General features: G+C 52.1%; 13 protein-coding genes and 2 tRNA genes. 7 read left to right on the top strand and 8 right to left on the bottom strand.

The features are described from left to right. Positions 1 to 96: 96 nt before the first annotated feature. Positions 97 to 291 carry a hypothetical protein gene (locus ACMAZB_RS13705; RefSeq protein WP_435217937.1) on the top strand — a complete coding sequence of 65 codons (195 nt, stop codon included), beginning with the start codon at positions 97 to 99 and terminating at the stop codon, positions 289 to 291. Positions 292 to 343: 52 nt separating this feature from the next. On the opposite strand, the gene ACMAZB_RS13700 is transcribed toward ACMAZB_RS13705, so the two are convergent. From ACMAZB_RS13700 to ACMAZB_RS13675, 6 genes are all read right to left on the bottom strand, one after another. After that, positions 344 to 676 carry a hypothetical protein gene (locus ACMAZB_RS13700; protein ID WP_435217935.1) on the bottom strand — a complete coding sequence of 111 codons (333 nt, stop codon included), beginning with the start codon at positions 674 to 676 and terminating at the stop codon, positions 344 to 346. Beyond that, on the bottom strand, positions 673 to 1,224 hold the full coding sequence (locus ACMAZB_RS13695; RefSeq protein WP_435217933.1) for a hypothetical protein: 552 nt from the start codon (positions 1,222 to 1,224) through the stop codon (positions 673 to 675). Before ACMAZB_RS13695 ends, ACMAZB_RS13700 begins: the two co-directional genes overlap by 4 nt. A 280-nt stretch (positions 1,225 to 1,504) precedes the next feature. Continuing rightward, complete coding sequence (locus ACMAZB_RS13690) at positions 1,505 to 2,101, bottom strand: hypothetical protein (protein WP_435217931.1); 597 nt, start codon at positions 2,099 to 2,101, stop codon at positions 1,505 to 1,507. Positions 2,102 to 2,887: 786 nt separating this feature from the next. Beyond that, positions 2,888 to 3,463, bottom strand: a complete 576-nt coding sequence (locus tag ACMAZB_RS13685; RefSeq protein ID WP_435217929.1) for a hypothetical protein — start codon at positions 3,461 to 3,463, stop codon at positions 2,888 to 2,890. After that, the gene (locus ACMAZB_RS13680) at positions 3,460 to 4,347 is read right to left on the bottom strand and encodes a tyrosine-type recombinase/integrase (RefSeq protein WP_435217927.1); all 888 of its coding nucleotides are present in this window, start codon (positions 4,345 to 4,347) and stop codon (positions 3,460 to 3,462) included. The genes ACMAZB_RS13685 and ACMAZB_RS13680 overlap by 4 nt, the downstream gene beginning before the upstream one ends. 103 nt (positions 4,348 to 4,450) lie before the next feature. Then, positions 4,451 to 4,527 (bottom strand) — tRNA-Val (locus tag ACMAZB_RS13675). Positions 4,528 to 4,933: 406 nt separating this feature from the next. On the opposite strand from ACMAZB_RS13675, the gene ACMAZB_RS13670 reads away from it, so the two are divergent. The 3 genes from ACMAZB_RS13670 (at position 4,934) to ACMAZB_RS13660 (ending at position 8,976) form a co-directional block, all read left to right on the top strand. After that, complete coding sequence (locus tag ACMAZB_RS13670) at positions 4,934 to 5,995, top strand: patatin-like phospholipase family protein (RefSeq protein WP_435217925.1); 1,062 nt, start codon at positions 4,934 to 4,936, stop codon at positions 5,993 to 5,995. A 267-nt stretch (positions 5,996 to 6,262) separates the two neighbouring features. Further along, positions 6,263 to 7,531, top strand: a complete 1,269-nt coding sequence (locus tag ACMAZB_RS13665; protein WP_435217923.1) for a hypothetical protein — start codon at positions 6,263 to 6,265, stop codon at positions 7,529 to 7,531. Next, a complete protein-coding gene (locus ACMAZB_RS13660; protein WP_435217921.1) occupies positions 7,528 to 8,976 on the top strand; it encodes an MFS transporter in 1,449 nt (482 codons plus the stop codon). The genes ACMAZB_RS13665 and ACMAZB_RS13660 overlap by 4 nt, the downstream gene beginning before the upstream one ends. Before the next feature lie 36 nt (positions 8,977 to 9,012). Here ACMAZB_RS13660 and ACMAZB_RS13655 read toward each other — a convergent pair whose 3' ends face one another. Next, a complete protein-coding gene (locus ACMAZB_RS13655) occupies positions 9,013 to 12,480 on the bottom strand; it encodes a hypothetical protein (protein WP_435217919.1) in 3,468 nt (1,155 codons plus the stop codon). 316 nt (positions 12,481 to 12,796) lie between these two features. Between ACMAZB_RS13655 and ACMAZB_RS13650 the strand changes: the two genes are divergently transcribed. The 3 genes from ACMAZB_RS13650 (at position 12,797) to ACMAZB_RS13640 (ending at position 14,798) form a co-directional block, all read left to right on the top strand. Further along, the gene (locus ACMAZB_RS13650) at positions 12,797 to 13,705 is read left to right on the top strand and encodes a glycosyl hydrolase family 17 protein (protein ID WP_435217918.1); all 909 of its coding nucleotides are present in this window, start codon (positions 12,797 to 12,799) and stop codon (positions 13,703 to 13,705) included. Next, on the top strand, positions 13,702 to 14,616 hold the full coding sequence (locus tag ACMAZB_RS13645; protein WP_435217916.1) for a glycosyl hydrolase family 17 protein: 915 nt from the start codon (positions 13,702 to 13,704) through the stop codon (positions 14,614 to 14,616). The genes ACMAZB_RS13650 and ACMAZB_RS13645 overlap by 4 nt, the downstream gene beginning before the upstream one ends. A gap of 106 nt (positions 14,617 to 14,722) precedes the next feature. After that, a tRNA-Thr gene (locus ACMAZB_RS13640) sits at positions 14,723 to 14,798 on the top strand. A gap of 321 nt (positions 14,799 to 15,119) precedes the next feature. On the opposite strand, the gene ACMAZB_RS13635 is transcribed toward ACMAZB_RS13640, so the two are convergent. Next, positions 15,120 to 16,643 carry a DUF1254 domain-containing protein gene (locus tag ACMAZB_RS13635; RefSeq protein WP_435217913.1) on the bottom strand — a complete coding sequence of 508 codons (1,524 nt, stop codon included), beginning with the start codon at positions 16,641 to 16,643 and terminating at the stop codon, positions 15,120 to 15,122. Between the last annotated feature and the right edge of the window lie 30 nt (positions 16,644 to 16,673).

The following is a 16,673-nucleotide window of genomic DNA, read 5'->3' as shown; positions in this document are numbered from 1 at the left end:
TGGTCTTGTAGATCTTTTTCGCTCACCTTCTAAACCGGGCACGAACAGCTCCATACCAACGGATTTCTCAGTGGCTTCCTTGCTGATTGAGTGCTGTTGAACTGGATTCCTTACCAGCGAAAAGAGGCAATGTCTCAGGGGGTGCTCGAGATGGTGGTGTCAGTAGCGGTAGGGAAGGGGTGGCCAGCTCTTTATCACGTAAGTGAGCCAGGACCTGTCGATGATGTCCTGATCCTCAATGCAAGCGATGACTTTGACGTACCCGCCACAGGTAAGCCACCGCCAACATGAGGCAGACAAGCCCGAATGCCACCATCGCGCTTGTGCCTTTGTAAGGTAGTGATTAAGAGTTTTCCGATTGCTGCCTTCGCTCAAAGGTAGGCTCATCAAAAGCGTCCCAGTCAGGCGCCTCTGAGCCATCACCTAGCGGCTTCAGGCGTTCAGCTCGAGCAGATCGGGCCTCTCCATAAACCTTCAGATGCGCTCGGTCGATCATATGTTGTATTTCTTCGGCGCCTACTAGCTCAATGGTTTTGCCCGCACTGCAGTAACCCCAGAGATAATTCCTCCGCCGTTCCCAAGCGGCATCATGAGATACAGAGTCCCCAGACCGGTATAGCGCTTCAGCCATTTCCTCTAGCTTACTAAGAAAACGGAATTTGGCATCTTTGGTCACAGATTGTGTTCCCTAACTGACAAGAAGCGGTTCAGTGCGTGCTCGACACTGGAGGGCACTAGCATATGCCCCTCGTTAGGCAATATCGATACTGGGATGTTCATCTGTTCACCAATCAGCCTTGCCAGGGCGGGATCACAGATTTCGTCTTCCTCTCCCGTTACGATCTCTAAATGGTCAGGCATGCCCAGCCTTTGCTCAGAGATCGCCAGATGAAGTGTTTTCTCCCGCGGTGGCCGGCTAAATAACATACGCTCTTCACTGATGGCTCTGCCTAGCACTGGTGAAAGCAGTAAGGTGCGGACAGGAAGGGGCGGTTGGTCAATGAGTGACAACAGCAGTAGGTATGCACCGTAACTGTTGGCAATGATGTTACCTGACTCTAGGTTGATAAATTCTCGGGTTGAATCAACCTGCCCCTGAATATCTTGCAGCAAAAACTCTGGGTCAATTGGGAGTACGTCGAAGTCGTCGTCAAGGGTAGCGAGATGGGCGCTTAGGCCTCCGACACCGCTCCCGCCGCGACCTGTGATGTATCGAATTGCCATCTCCCCCCCCCCCCCCCCCCGCTAGCAAATGTAAACAAATGACAACATGCGCCCCAAGCTACAACCAGCCTCACCATCCTCTGCGACTGGCGAGAGGAAGAGAGGCTTTACACTGCCTCATCTACCCCTGGTCGCCTGCCGCAATCTCAGATTAACGATATGCGGCAGTGGTTAACATGGTGAGGGACTCAGAGCGTCTACATTTCTGAGGAACACCAAAGAGCTTTGATCGGCGACGCGCGCTTTGATTATGAGCATTGCACACGTCGTGGTCAGATGCCTATCGTAGCCAGTCGATTTCTGACTGAAACCCTTGTGTGTTAGACCATCGCCCATCGAACGTCTCGTAATACTCGGTTTCACAGTCATAGCCGCTCCCATCCTCATTGCGTAACAATCGGAACCGAGTCTCATGGCCAATAATTTTGAATTCGGGACTCTGCTCGTTGGAGGTGATTGTGAGTGCACCGGACCATCGGTCGTCAAAGTCGTCCTCGTAATTCAGTTCTATCGAAATCTTAGAGGTTAATTCACATAGGGCGTGAGCCATCGCACGCAACCCCGTGATCGGTGGACCGGCGACTGTACATGTGCGAAACGTTATCTCGTAGCGGTCTGCCTCGGTGTTAGAAAATTTAAAATCCAGTGCTTTTACATCTGAAATTGCACCGACGGTTTGCACTAGCGTCCAATTTGCATCAGATAGCGAGTTTATTTTTTTTGGTTCGCCACACTTCGTACCGATCGGTACGAAATTGGATAGCCATACTTGCTCAGTAATGCCTCCAATGCGGTCCTTGAAACAGCGTTCGTGAATGTCCCCGAGGTTCTGTGACGACCCCGTAACTCTAACTTTTGTATCGATCCAACTCGGCATTAACGTCTCCTTCGTTTGTAGATAAGGGTTTGGCCAAATAGAAATGACCTTTGGTGAGTTTCAGAGTGCGAACTCACCGTCCGCACATTTTTTGGGCGTGACTTAGCCCGCAAGGGGCCAAGCTGAGATGACCTTCGGAGCCGTTCCGTCGATCGAACTCATTGGTATAGCGTCACCACATGGGTCAGGGGTGGTTGAGCGGTCTCCCTGTTGCGCGCTGCCTCTTAACGCAGAACCACTGGCTTGCCATACCAACGACTGCCAGCTATCCGCAGGTTGCTGTCTAGCAGAGCCTGCTCATACGAGCTTTTCAAAGAGGGTTACCCGTTTACCCAGCTGGGGGTCATCGCCACACCCATTGCTTCATCAGCAAATCTTGGCTCGCCCTTACAGCCATATTTTTGAAATTCAATTACTCGGGCGTGATGCCCTTGAACAAAATTTTGTAAACAGCATCCCCAAACTGAGGTGTGACAAGGTTGGGCCTTCCGCCTTTGCCAGGGATAAAAACTCCTGACGCTAATAGGTCCTCGCGCCTTTGCCGGACAAACCATTTCAGAGATGCGTAAGTAGGGAACACTGACCCGCCATGCCTTACGTGCTGCTCATGCCACTTGTGCAGGGGCCTGAGCTTGGTAAGGCTTTCAGATGGTTGAGCGTTCATAAAATCTCCCAGAAATTGCACCAGCCACGGTGTTGAGAGAATTCTGAGGTGGGGAATTGCAGGCCCATAAGTTGGACCTGCATATTTATTGCGAGTAGTGACGAGGCTGCAGAGAGCAGGGCTTACATTTCAAAAGCCTCTCGCAGTTCAGATGCATACTTAGCTGCGCGATAGCGCGTGAGCCAGTCTCGCTTTGCTAGAGGAATGGATTTTGCGGCCATGATTTGCCGTGAGCGTGTCGCTAGTTTTTGCCCTCCGGGTGGTTTCCCAGTTTGATTGAACAGTTCGAGAAACGCCTCTACTAAGCATCTGAACGTTTCTGGGTCAGGCAAGCTTTTTCTATCCAGATTAGATTTGGTGGTGGCGACGCTATGCATTGATAGCTGAGCAGCTTTCTCAAGCATCCGTCGCTGCACCTCTATTGCTAGCTTTTGGCCCGTTAAAGCGGGGTCTAGCTGCAGTGACATACCTGTCAAGACTGCTGCAGTCTCCAGCTCGTAAACTGTGATTGCTAAATCGACAAGTGATTCAGCGCCACCTTTGTCAAACTCGACGCCGTCGCGTTTCAGCTTATTGATTATCTCTATTACACGAGTAGCCCGTTGTTCATCTTTCCATGCGGAGAGATCCTCAATTTCGCCCGCCTTAAGTACGAGCTCAATCAGGGGGTGACGAGAAGACTTTGCTGAGCCCTTCATTTGAAAACCCTCCCTACGACAGCTTGTCGGTCGTTCACGTTGCTGTGCATATACCTCGCCGAGGCTACCAGTGTCCGATGGCCCATGACCTGCATGATCTGGGCCTGCGAGACCCCAGCGGTGGCTAGGGCGGACCCGCAGCCGTGTCTGAGCCAATGAAATGTCCGGCCCTCGTAACCGGCCTCCTTGCATACCTTGCCCCACAAAGTCCGGTAATTAAACGGTCCATCGTTGCGATAGCTAGCGAATACCAGCTCATTGGGATGCCCTCTGCGGAGCCTGGACAGCTCTTCCATGCAACGATCAGTAAGCGGAGCGATATGCGGCCTCCCGTTCTTTGTGACTGCCACAGAGGCTGTTCTGGCCTCCAGATCGATGTCCTGCCACTTGAGATTCAGCAGGTTTCCTACCCTCAGTCCTGTGTGGAAACCAAGGATGATGAGCGCGGGCATCTTCCGCCATTTTTGATCAACGACCCGAGCGATTTTGATGAGGTCATCGACCTCTTCAGGTCGGAAATATTTGTCGGGGTCGACGGGTTCAGGCGCCTTTTCGATGCCTCGTGTTGGGGGGGTGTGGGAGCGGGGTAGGGCTCGGACACGTCTGGCGTACTTGAAGATACCAGCCAGGGTCGAAATAAACCGATTCACGGTGCTTCCTGCCAAGGGCTCGCCGGTTGAGGTCGCGGGGCGTCCGTTTCGGCCGGGTTTGAGTTTGCCTCTTGATACAAGGACTTCCAGAGCACGATCGACGTCGTCCTCACTGACTTCAGTGATGGGTAGGTGACCGAATTGATCGACCCAGAATTGGATGCGGCCCAGCGAGCCGGCGCAGTGCTCTTTAGAGGCAATCCAAGCCTCTACAACTTCTCGAAAGGTAGTCATTATGACCTCCGTTCATCGCTAGTAGATCAATACCCTAAATTGGGCGATTTGTGTCCACTGTGGCTGGTGCGACTTTCGGTAAATCAATGACTTACGTCAATTTTGGTAGGACCAGGCGGATTCGAACCGCCGACCTCTACCATGTCAAGGTAGCGCTCTAACCAACTGAGCTATGGTCCTAGAAAGGATCGCGATTATACCGTTACCGGGCCGTCAGGCAAGGGTTGCAGTTATTACCGGGATTAGGGGGCTTGGCCCGCAGGAAGCGCTGTTGCATAGTGAGCGACTTATTTAGGAATGCCCTTCGGCATTTTCATTAGCGCGACGTACTACTGCGGTTTGCTGCCGTGTCACACTGGCTCATCTAATACACCTCCCAGTTGGCAGTTTGGTGCAGGCCGTCGCCATTGCACTGTATGAGGTAACTGCTCGGTAATGAAATCGGTGTCCACAACATTTGGCTTTCGCTGTTATGTCGTCGCCTCGGAAGAGGCTTGTGAGAACGTTTCAAGCCAGAGTATTGGCGGGCTTCAGGTAAAACACAACGCCCGGATTCTGGGTTGCCGCGGGGTGGGTCGCTGAAATTATGAAAGCTCTCGAAGTCAGGGTTGGGCGGGCTGCGGCGGCGCAATTGGCATCTGAAGGTTGGCAACCCAATCTTATTGACGGGCTAATTGGCGCGTCCGGGGGCCCGAAGTGGTTAATTCTGGGGCAACTCGATCGTGCGTTGAGCCGTTGGCTGCATCCCGGCAGGCAGAGACCTCTCCAAGCTGTGGGTTCCTCGATAGGCTCCTGGCGCCACGCACTGCTTGCGCAGAATGACCCCGTTGCTGCCATTGACCGGTTCGAGGATGTTTACCTGCGCCAGACCTATAGCTCTGCCAAGCCCAGTGTTGCTGAGGTGACTGCCGCCAGTAAAACGATGTTGATGACCGCTCTGGGTGAAGAAGGTGCTGCTGCAGTGGCAGGGCACCCATGGCTGCAAAATTACATTGTCACCGCCAAGGGTCGAGGTCTGACCAACCGCAGCGGGGGCTCGGGGCTGGCATTGGGGTTGGGCGCTGCCGGCTTGGGTAACGCTTTATCTCGCAGTACTTTACCCCTGTCGTTTCAGCGAGTGGTCTTTGCCCACGCCAAGGCACAGCCGTTGCCTGACTTACTCTCGGGCTTTAATACCTGCTATGTGCCGCTACTGGAGCACAGTGTGTCCAGTGCTCTGCTTGCTAGTGGTGCTATTCCGTATTTATTCGACGGGGTGGTTGACGTACCCGGGGGGCCCAAAGGTGCCTATTGGGATGGCGGTATCATTGACTATCACTTTACTCCGCAGGAGCTGAAGCAGGAGGGGCTTTGGCTTTATCCACATTTTAGCAATCGAGTTACCCGGGGCTGGTTTGATAAATTTCTGCCTTGGCGCTCGAAGCCATGCTCGGGGGCCGATCATTTAATTATGCTGTGTCCCTCAGAGGCTTTTTTGGCGTCGCTGCCACAGGGGAAAATTCCGGACCGGCGTGATTTTGGGCGAATGACGGAGGTGGAGCGAATGCGTTACTGGCAGCACTGTGTGAGTCAGTCTCAACGCCTCGGGGATGAGTTCAGCGATCTAATCATGGGAAGCAATCCATTAGCGGACTGCGTGGTTATCTGATTGGCAGGGGGGGGTAAGTGGGGCAGCCGGCGTCAAACGTGAGGCGACGCTCTATGTCTCCTCTAAAAAGCTTGGCGGTAAGACATTGCTGCCAATAAGGTCACCGGATTCAGGGTGATGGGTGTAGGGCTGCCACTCGAAAGTTCACCGCACCCTGTTGTTGGGACCGTTGATCCCATTAGGAGACCTTTTGAACGGTTTTTCCCTGCCGAGGGCTGTCAGGGTCGTTATCATTTGCAGTCAAAAATCTAATTATAATTAGGCTCCATGGCAACAGCACAACTTCAAAAGACCTCTACCGGTGCGCATCAACTGTGGGTTGATGGTGAGCGCTACTTTATCAAAGGGGCGGGGCTGGAATTTGGTCAGATGGACCTCTTAGCGGCCTGTGGTGGCAATACGTTTCGAACGTGGCGGGTGGACAACGGTGTGGCGTCCGCCGAGAAAATTCTTGATCAGGCTGAAGCCGAGGGCTTGAAGGTTTGTATGGGGCTGGACCTCGCGCGAGAGCGTCATGGCTTCGATTACTCGGATGCCGAAGAGGTGAGGTTTCAGCAAGCAACGGTTATGGCCGATGTTGCGCGACTGAAAGACCACCCCGCGCTGCTAATGTGGGGATTGGGTAATGAGCTCAACCTTCGGTCTAAGAATGCCAAGGTTTGGGACGCTGTGGAGTCTCTTTGCCGAGACATCAAAGCCATCGATAGTGATCATCTGGTCACCACAATGCTGGCTGGTATCGATGCTGAAACAGTGGCCAATATTAAGCAGCGCGCGCCTTCCCTCGATTTTCTTTCCTTTCAAATCTACGGAGAGATCGACGATTTGCCCGAAATATTGCGGGCGGCCAAGTATGACGGTCCGTATCAGATAACCGAGTGGGGACCCACGGGCCATTGGGAAAGCCCTGAGACCGATTGGGGGCGTTCAATTGAGGTGACAAGCCGACAAAAGGCGCAGGACATTTCTCGACGTTATCACGATATTATTTTGGCAGACTCGAACAACTGCCTTGGTTCATACATTTTTCTTTGGGGGCAAAAACAGGAAAGAACCCCCACGTGGTACGGGCTATTCTTGGAGGATGGCAAGCGCACGGAAGCTGTTGATGTTATGCAGCATGCTTGGTCTGGTCAGTGGCCTCAGAACCGTGCGCCATGCATAACGGACCTCACTTTAAATGGGCAGCGAGCGGCCCAGAGCGTGACAGTTAACGAGCAGGCAGCCATGGTGGCTGAGGTCGCCCTTGAGGGGTTGGAGGGTGATCTGCAATTTTCATGGATAGTGAAGGAAGAAGTAGAGCGCGCGAAGCAGAGCGATGGGGGCGATTTTGAGCCCACGCCTCCTACTGTCGTCGAGGGCCTAGGGGTGCAAGGCGATCAGTTTTCCTTCGCGGCGCCCAAGGCAGGTGAATATCGCGTTTACTGCCAGATCAATAACAAGACAAATGCCAGCGCTGTAGCGAACATTCCCTTTAGGGTGAGTCCGCCGCGACCACAACCACAGATTAAAAAGACAAAGGTCACCACCGTATGACAACGGAAGCAGTAGCAATCCATGCCCCGGCGGAAGCCCCGGTAATCGGTATTCCAATGAGTCAAAAAATTGCATTTGGTCTTGGCATGCTTGCCAACCAAATGTTTCCCGCTGCACTCAGTATTTTTATGGTGATATTGGTACAAGGCTTGGGTATGAGCCCCATTCTCTGGGGGCTTATTTTTTTCCTGCCTAAACTGGTCGATGCAATCACAGACCCCATTATGGGCTACATATCAGATCGAACTGAGTCTCGCTGGGGCAAGCGCCGTCCCTATATTTTTATTGGCGCGATTGTTGCCGGTTTGTCTTACATGGCTATGTGGCAATTGTCTGCTGAAGATACCCAGATGTATAACTTTTGGTACTTCCTCGCCTGGTCAATTGTCTTTTTTATTGGCATGACGATTTTCTCGGTGCCCTATGTCGCCATGGGGTATGAAATGAGCAAGGATTACCACGAGCGAACCCGCTTGATGGCGGTAGCTCAGTGGATTGGTCAGTGGGCTTGGGTAATCGCGCCGTGGTTCTGGATTATTCTCTACGACCCCAATTGGTTTGCCTCGGCGGCTGAGGGCGCCAGAACGGTGTCTATTTACGTCGGTTTTGCCTGCATGGCGCTGGCCATGGTGCCCGCGTTTTTTTGCCATTCAAAAGATACCTCGGAAGCCAGCAAAGGCGCCGATCAGCTGCGAGGTTCTTTGGCAGAAACCTTTTCGGACTTGTTTCGAGGAGTCGTAATTACCCTAAAAAATAAGCCTTTTCAGAAAATTTGCATTGCCACGTTCTGCATTTTCAATGCTTTTAACTGTGTTGCGGGATTCGCCTTTTTTATCATCGTCTACTACATGAACGCCGGCGATCCGGTTGCAGCGGGAAACTGGCCTGCGATATTCGGCAGCGTATCGGCGCTGTGCACCTGCTTCCTTGTCATTCCAGTTGTTAATTGGATGGCGCAACGTTTTGGTAAGCGTCAGACATTTCTGATTACCCAGTCTATTTCCCTCGCAGGTTATGCCATGTTTTGGTGGAGTTTTTCACCAGCGAACCCTTATCTAATGATTTTACCCATCCCTCTGTACGTATTTGGTATTGGTAGCCTCTTTACTCTGATGATGTCGATGACAGCAGACATCTGCGATTTAGATGAGCTAGAAACCTACCAGCGTCGCGAGGGTCTATTTGGTGCAATCTACTGGTGGATGGTGAAGTTCGGCGCTGCGTTTGCGGGGCTTTTGAGTGGCCTAATTTTAAGCGTCGTCGGTTTTGATCAAACAGTCACTGTGCAGTCAGATAGTGCCCTAGAGGGATTGCGAGCGGCCTTTATCTTGGTGCCAGCAATTGGCACCTTGATCGGCATATGGGTCATGCGCTCTTATGATCTGGATGAGGCGCGTGCTCGTGAGATCCGCGACGCATTGGATGCGCGCGCCGCGCAAAGCTGATTAGGCCAGCTTACAGATCGTGGTTGATAAGAGCCCCTAGCGAGGTTCCTGTGCAACCGAAACTTCGATCTTTGCGATTTGCCCCAGTTTCATAAACAGCGAGGCTGAGAAGGCAGCATCGAGCTTGCCGTCAATGAATTCCTTTTGCTCGCCATTGCTCAGGGTCAGCGTTACGCAACCATTTCCGCCGTTGGTATAAATGACGGGGACTTGGCAATAGGTAAAGCCCAGTTGCGATGGCGCCACAGACGTTAAACAAGCAGTGCCTTGGACGTCATAATAGGCAAGCTCACACGACTCAGACACAAACTCACAGGCCCTGAGCATGGTCGGCTGAAACGCAACCTGACCTTGCTCGACCCGCACCCCAAGCTCCCCAAGGCGGGTCAGCACCTCTTCCTTAACCTGTCCGGTCATGCCCGGTTGGCGTGCACCGGAAAATCCAGGCGTGTGGGAATACGGATCGGTGGGGAAAGCACCATAGACGTCAGGTGCTTTGTTAAAGCCGATGCCTTCTCTGACATCGTAATAGGCCGCGTGCAACGCCGTCAGAGTTTCCTCTGCGCAGTTCAGCTTCTCAGCGTCACGAATCGTATCCAAAATAGCGAGCAAGAGTTTGGAGACCATGTGCCAATAAATAGAGCCCAAGCCTTCATAGGCATACATGCCTCCAGAGCGACCGGTGAAGTTGCTGCAATCAAACAGTTCAGAAAACAGTGATTCGATGGCTTCGCGTTCTGTAGCGACTGCATCATTAAGTCCTTGTGCTGCGAGAGAATCGAGCGCACAACTGACGGAAGCTGTATTGGTAAAACCGCCTGAAAAATAGACCTGTCCCAGAGAATCGCACTCGATTAACGGGTTGTCTCCGGTCGCTTTCAGTTCGCCGAGGAGCGGCGATTTTTTCACAAACTCCTCTGGGATAATGTTGCGGTCAATAAACGCTGTCAGTTTTCGATTTGGGTAAAGCAAATAGGAGTGCTGGCGCTCGGTGTAGAGGGCAGAAGCCCTCAAATTCCGTAGCAGCTGCAGTGCATCCTCGGGGCTTAAAACATCGGTGCTGAGGACGGCAACCTGGCCTTCAAGCATTTCATAAAGTCGACGGATTCCTACGCCGGTATCGTCCACTGCTATGCGGTTGTAGGCGTGGAATAAACCATTATCCCCTTTGTTATGACGGATACTCGCAGCACTAATATCTGTCGCGGTGGCCATAAACGCCCGCAGTGAGGCTAGTGAGATTTCAGCTTTTTCTCCGCTAAAGCCATGCGCGTAGATACAATCTCGATATTGCTCTGCGGCGGCGCCAAGGCGATCCATGATGGTTTTGCGCAGAGAGTCAGATACTGGTGCGGCGGTGAGCTGCTCTGTGTATTGCTCCAAGACCTCAAAGACCGAGTCAAAGAGGGCCTTAACCTCGACGGAGAGATTGACCGCGTCATTGCCCATGTCACCAAGCAACGCCGTTACCTGCTTGAGGAATCGGTGTAAATAACACAGGGTAACTACCGAGACGCCAGTTCCAACAAGGGCATTATTGGCGTCGTTCCATTCCGGGCGCTGGGTATTCATCCAAATGCCGGCGTCGGGTACAAAGTTGCCAATCTTGGCCAGTAATGTGACCAGAATTTTCTCAATGAAACTCACCTGATAGACATCGCCACGGGTCGTTAGTATCAGTCGCCCGTCTGCCCCTGTGGCCTCAACACGCTGCTCAATGAGTGCGTCAAGGTCTGTGTCGAACACAATCGTATCGTAAGGGTTGGCAATAATGTCGGCGTAAGGTTTGATTCGGTAAGGGACGTTGGCGTAAGCAAATATCTCTCGAGCCATCATCGAGACCATAACTTCAGGGTTGTGTGTGACGGTCTGCTCGATCAGTTTCGACAAATAAATAAGTTGGTGATCACCCCAGTAGCCAATGTTAGCCCAAGGGTTTTCCGGTTCTGGGCGCTCCCAGTCAATACCCTCGCGCGTTATTCGGTAGGGGTTATAGCCATCTGCCGTTGTCGCGTTTAAAAATTTTGTCACCATGTTGGCGCCAAAACAGGGAATGGACGTGCTTAATGCTTCCCAGTTTTGAAAAATGTCTCGCCAGTTACCCTCATAGCTAAGCCGCTTTTTACCATTGGCATCTTTCACCTGAATTGTAAATCGATTCCATGGCCTTGAAGGGTCTCCATGGCGTCTGCTGAACGTTAACGGCAAGTATTCTCGACACAGGCGTTCCAGCTGCGGGTCGTCAATAGCCGCGAGCGCCTCATTAAGCTCGTGGTAGGTCAGTGTTGCCGGCAAAGCGTTGAAGAAAGCACGGTTATCACTACTAACTACCTTGTTCCATGAGCTACAAAATAGCTCTAGGTCCTTTTTATCAATGGCGTAGTTATCTTCAAAAATTCCTCCTCGCATAATGTTGAAGAGTACGTTTGAGGCATGATGGTTGGCAGTTAGCATGTCACCGGTAACTTGTATGCCATCTGCCGTGGCTACCAGTCGCTGAAGGTTTTCACTGCCCAGGTCTACGTTAGCTGTTACATGTTTGGGTAGTTGGGTATCAGTCTCTAGGCTATTTAATAGATCTCTTACGGCAGCCGGTCCCTGATTAACATCAGCAACAATGCCCCAGTTAGCAGCGGCACCCGCTTGGAGCTCTAAATTCTGATGGATAAAGTAGGCGCCGGGACGACCCAGAGCTTCTCCTTCATCGGTCAATTCCTCTCCCCGCCTGAAGGCGTCAAGCTGAAGGGAACTTAGCAGATAATGTGTTGGTGCGGCGCCATAAGACCACACGGTCGTTGCAGAGAGGGCTTCACTGGGCTCGGCCTTGTCTGACAGGATGGAGCTCATGGCATAAATGGCCAATGGCGAATTTGCTATGCGCTCATTCTTTTTGTAGGCGTCTACCAAGCAGCTGAGCTCATTTTGGGTGCCTGCCAAAACACCATAGGGCAGCACATTCTCAATACCATCAAGAACGCGCATCCGCTGGCTGGTTGCCCCTGTATTTTCAAGCTTGGCTTGTTTGACGAAGCCGTATTTGTCGGAAGTGGCCCATTCGTAGGTAAAGCAAAGATTTAGGTCGTGGTTGGTTTCCTCAAAAACCAGCTTATCGCCCAGAATATTTTTATAGAGATTGCGGGTAACGTTGTAAACACCGTGGTGTACCGCAGAGAAGGGTTCCCACAAAACACGTCGATCTTCTGCTTCGACCAATATCAGCGTCCGGCTGCCGGTGTTCCCCGACTGGTCCCTGATTTTGTCTTCGGTGTAATACGGAAATAGGGCGCTGTCACAGTCTGTTCTTCCGGCTGATAGGCCGCCACGAGTAGAGATAAATAGCCAATGATTTGAGTCGCTGACCACACTCACAAAAAAATCATCCATGTCGCCGAAATTCTCTATCCGATAGAAAACTTCGCCGTCACGCAAAACATAAGAACCCGAAACAGGTTTGCTCGTTGACTGAAGTGGACTTGCGCCCAGAAATACTGATTTGCTTGTCATATGACCTATTCTTAGTTTATTCGTCCATTTCTGAGACAAGGCATACCGCTGTGCGCAGTGGCGTAAATGAGGTAGCAACCGCTATTCCCAGTATCGTCAATGGAGCGTGCGTGCAAACTACAGTGTTTCCTCTGACGAAACGCACATACCTTTTCAGCGATGGCTATCCTATGCCAGTGAGAAATTTGCGGATACGTTAACCGATCCGGTTTATCCACGAAAATGTGCGCTTTATCGTATTCCGGCTATCAATGAGCGCTGTACTGCGTACCATTTCACAATTACTTATCTTCTGTTATTTTTTTAAGGGTCAATGATGTCGGTACGGCAAGGCAAACATCACCATTTATTAAATCCCGTCAGCGCGTCAGTTGACGACTGTACGCTCGATGAGAGATTGCAGGCATTGTTTGCAGAGAAAATGCACGGCATTTCGTTTAGCGCTTACTGCCAAGGGCAAAAGCCGGGTGACGATTTGTCCCGTGAGCAAATAGAGCGCCGCATGGTGGTTCTAGCCCGCCGCTTTAATTGGATTCGCTCATTTTCCACCGCCCAGGGTAATGACCTCATCCCCGTGGTCGCAAAAGAGCAAGGCTTAAAGACGCTTGTGGGAGCCTGGCTGGGTAAAGACGAGGACAAAAATCGTCTTGAAATCGACAACCTGATCGCTCTGGCACACCAGGGTCATGTAGATGTTGCAGCGGTGGGTAACGAGGTGTTGTATCGCGATGATCTGACGGAGCTGCAGTTATTAGACTTCATGAGTGAGGTTCGCGAGCGGCTACCTAGCGATATTCCAATGGGGTACGTTGATGCTTACTACGAGTTTGAGGATCGGCCCAAAGTTACCCAGGCTTGCGACGTATTGCTGACCAACTGTTATCCCTTTTGGGAGGGCTGTGCACATCCTTATGCCATTTTATACATGCAGGACATGTTCCGTAGGGTTCAGCGTGTTGCTGAGGGTAAGCGCGTAATTATCTCTGAGACTGGCTGGCCTAGTGCGGGCGGCAGCTTTCATGGTGCCGAGTCGTCGCCGCAGGGCGCGTACCTCTATTTTCTTCGCGCTATGGAGTGGGCTGCAAGCGAGGGCATAGAAATGTTCTATTTCTCTTCTTTCGACGAGGCGTGGAAGGTTGCAGGTGAAGGCGGTGAGGGCGATGTGGGTGCTCACTGGGGCTTGTGGGATAAAGATGAGCAGTTCAAGTACGCTAACGTGTCATGACCCATAGCAAACGGCTCGCTTATAAGTCTGCTATCTGCTACTCCGGTTTCAGAGATGGCCAAAGTCCCGATGCGGGTGTGTATCCTTCAAAAGCTGAAATTGCTGCTGACCTCGCCTTGCTACATCAAGAGTGGGACGCTTTGCGCCTGTATGCTTGCGACCTGCACACTCAGCGAGTTCTTGAAGTTATCCACGAGCAAGGCTTTAAATTTAAAGTCATGCTGGGTGCCTATATCGCTGCAGAGCAGAGTAATCCCAATTGCCCTTGGAACGCTGATTATCCAGAAGCTGTGCTGGAGCAAAACCTGCGCCGCAATGGCGAAGAGATTGAAAGAGCTGTGCTTTGGGCGAACCAATACCCGCATATTGTGGATGTAATCTCTGCGGGCAATGAGGCGACGGTCGACTGGACTGATCACTTGGTTTCAACCGAGTCGGTCATTAAGTATGTTTGCCACCTCAAGGCGCACACAAGCCAGCCGATTACCTTTTGTGAAAATTATGTACCGTGGCTAGGCAAGTTAGATGCACTTGTTCCCCACGTTGATTTGATCGCAATACACACTTATCCGGTCTGGGAATACAAGACGGTCGAGGAGGCTCTCGCGTTTACGCAAGAAAACTACAATGTGGTTCGACAACGCCATCCCGACAAGCAGATTATTATTACCGAGGCAGGTTGGGCGACCGCGTCTAATGGATCTGGAATTCCCGCTGAGAATGTCGGTGAGTACTTCCAGAGGCGGTATGTTCAGGAACTCTTGAAGTGGGCCGAGGATGAACAAATTCTGGTGTATTTGTTTGAGGCCTTTGACGAAAACTGGAAGGGTTCTGATCATCCTTTGGAGCCTGAAAAGCACTGGGGTATTTACAGAGCGGATCGACAGCCCAAGCTAGTGATATCGCCCTAGGGCTCTCCTTTTATTCGGGCCTAATGACCCAAGGCCGGGGGTATTGTGAGCCATTGCGGTTAGGGCCTTGAGACTGGTGCCAGAAATCCTTACCATCGCCGCCCATGCCGGTGTAGCTCAGTTGGTAGAGCAGCGCATTCGTAATGCGAAGGTCGTAGGTTCGACTCCTATCTCCGGCACCAAGACCCCACTGACCACCTATAAGACCCGCGTTAATCCTAGCCTGTAGTATCTATCCAGAAGCGTTCTGGCATGCTTTCTACCATGAAATTCCTTCTGGGGTGTGGGGCGATCTAGAGGGCGGCGAGGGGCCTGTCGCGTATTCACAGCAGCCGGGGTGCCGCTCTCGCTTGCCAAGCGGAGAATCAGAAGGTTAAGCAGCTCCGTTAGCGCACCGTGGGGCTAGGCGGCAGGATTGGCTGCAAGGGGAGCTATAGCGCCTGTGCAGTATCACCACAGTCTGACCACATTCCCACGCCATAGATTAGATAATCTATGTCCAGCTATTTCACGGGTTCGAAGTCACCTGGCATCCAGCTTTTTTCGAACCATGACTCAAGTGGGCCGTAGAGACGTAGTATCGCGTTGTATCCCTTGCCGGGCATAGTCTGCACCCAATTACCTTCTTGTCCTTCCGGTGCCTTGGGGCCGAAGTAAACGGTTGCAGACCCATCATCATGCAGTTTCACGCCTTTTGAGTTGCTATCCAAACCACCGGTGACTTGATCGGTCTCGAGGATCGAACGAGTCTGATTGTCGTAGACCATGAAGGACCAGAAGTCCTTGGCCGGGATCGGCGCTGGTAAAGTCACCTTGTAGGTCATTGCTCCATTCAAAGGCACGCCGTTGATATCAGTGGTTGCCATCGTATAGACCGAACCCTTGCCAACCATCGGCTTGACCATCATCGGGGTGCTGCCCGTGGCGTAGTAGTAAAAGGTCAGGCGATCATCCAACACGCGTTCGCCATTATTGAGAAACTCATGGCTCCCTCCAGCGAGAGGTGAATACCATTGACGCTTCCCCGGGTAGAAGTAAACCGCTTCATTTCGAGGTCTGAATACGACGGTCCGGGCATAGGCATTGGCGATGGTGGACGCCTCGCTGAGAATCTTCTTCATCCGATCGTCCGGGTTGAACGCCTGTCCTTTTTTGATGCCAATCGCCCCAGCTTGCCCTACTAGCTCAGGATCCCAAGCGGTCGCGGGCTCATACTGAATCACTTTATTGATCTCGTCATAGAAGCTCGCGTCATTGGCATGAATCGTGTTGTATTGGTTATTTGACAAGTTGATAAACTCGGTCGGCTTCGGATTCTTGGCGTCGGCAAGCGGGTAAATCTTGAAGGTCTGCTTAAAGGCTTCAATGGCCTCCTTAGTTTCACCCGGCTTGGCGGCAATACGCATCAACGCCCAATGACGGTAGCTCGATGTCTTGGTGACGAAATATCCTTCGGGGATCTCCCCTTCGTAGTCAGGGCCCACCAAGAGGTATTTGCCCCCTTTGCCCTTGTCGGCACCGACCAATCCGAGGTCCGTGACGTAACGGAAGAAGGCATCATTCACAAAGCCGAGCACCGGTGTGCCGATCTCGAGCACCACGGGTCCGTCTTTCACATCGACTTCCGCATGCACGTAAGGCGTGGTCGTCTGTGGCGTGAGCCACAGGGAGCGGGCATTCATCAACTGCTCAGTGATCCCCACCGAGTGGTTGGGCTCGATACCGATTTTGACGTGCCCGTTAAGCATTCCATACATCGAGGCGGTGGGCGTGCCATTGATGAACAGTTCAACCGCACGGGAGATGTCTACGAAGTTGCTCACCTTGGAGGCAGTTTCCCTCGTCGGAAAACCGTCTTGGAATGTCAGTTCACCGAGGTAGCTGCTCTCCATCTTGTCTGCCGTGAGTAATTTCTCGGGAACCTTCGCTTTGTAGGTTGGACTCTCCTGCGCTTGAAGGGGTGAAACGGCAATTGATCCTGCGAGAAACGTGGCGGTGACAACGCCTATTGGTAATGAGTTCTTCATTGTTCTGCCCTTAAGTTTGTTGGCGTCCTT

The sequence above is a fragment of the Luminiphilus sp. nBUS_07 genome, assembly GCF_051201685.1.
Taxonomy (GTDB): Bacteria; Pseudomonadota; Gammaproteobacteria; order Pseudomonadales; family Halieaceae; genus Luminiphilus.
This window is presented reverse-complemented; position numbering and strand designations above follow the sequence as displayed.

Excerpts from the sequence above, each read along its gene's own strand:
- ACMAZB_RS13695 (WP_435217933.1), bottom strand. The coding sequence starts at position 1,224 with ATGGCAATTCGATACATCACAGGTCGCGGCGGGAGCGGTGTCGGAGGC.
- ACMAZB_RS13690 (WP_435217931.1), bottom strand. The coding sequence starts at position 2,101 with ATGCCGAGTTGGATCGATACAAAAGTTAGAGTTACGGGGTCGTCACAG.
- ACMAZB_RS13685 (WP_435217929.1), bottom strand. The coding sequence starts at position 3,463 with ATGAAGGGCTCAGCAAAGTCTTCTCGTCACCCCCTGATTGAGCTCGTA.
- ACMAZB_RS13680 (WP_435217927.1), bottom strand. The coding sequence starts at position 4,347 with ATGACTACCTTTCGAGAAGTTGTAGAGGCTTGGATTGCCTCTAAAGAG.
- ACMAZB_RS13670 (WP_435217925.1), top strand. The coding sequence starts at position 4,934 with ATGAAAGCTCTCGAAGTCAGGGTTGGGCGGGCTGCGGCGGCGCAATTG.
- ACMAZB_RS13665 (WP_435217923.1), top strand. The coding sequence starts at position 6,263 with ATGGCAACAGCACAACTTCAAAAGACCTCTACCGGTGCGCATCAACTG.
- ACMAZB_RS13660 (WP_435217921.1), top strand. The coding sequence starts at position 7,528 with ATGACAACGGAAGCAGTAGCAATCCATGCCCCGGCGGAAGCCCCGGTA.
- ACMAZB_RS13655 (WP_435217919.1), bottom strand. The coding sequence starts at position 12,480 with ATGACAAGCAAATCAGTATTTCTGGGCGCAAGTCCACTTCAGTCAACG.
- ACMAZB_RS13650 (WP_435217918.1), top strand. The coding sequence starts at position 12,797 with ATGTCGGTACGGCAAGGCAAACATCACCATTTATTAAATCCCGTCAGC.
- ACMAZB_RS13645 (WP_435217916.1), top strand. The coding sequence starts at position 13,702 with ATGACCCATAGCAAACGGCTCGCTTATAAGTCTGCTATCTGCTACTCC.
- ACMAZB_RS13635 (WP_435217913.1), bottom strand. The coding sequence starts at position 16,643 with ATGAAGAACTCATTACCAATAGGCGTTGTCACCGCCACGTTTCTCGCA.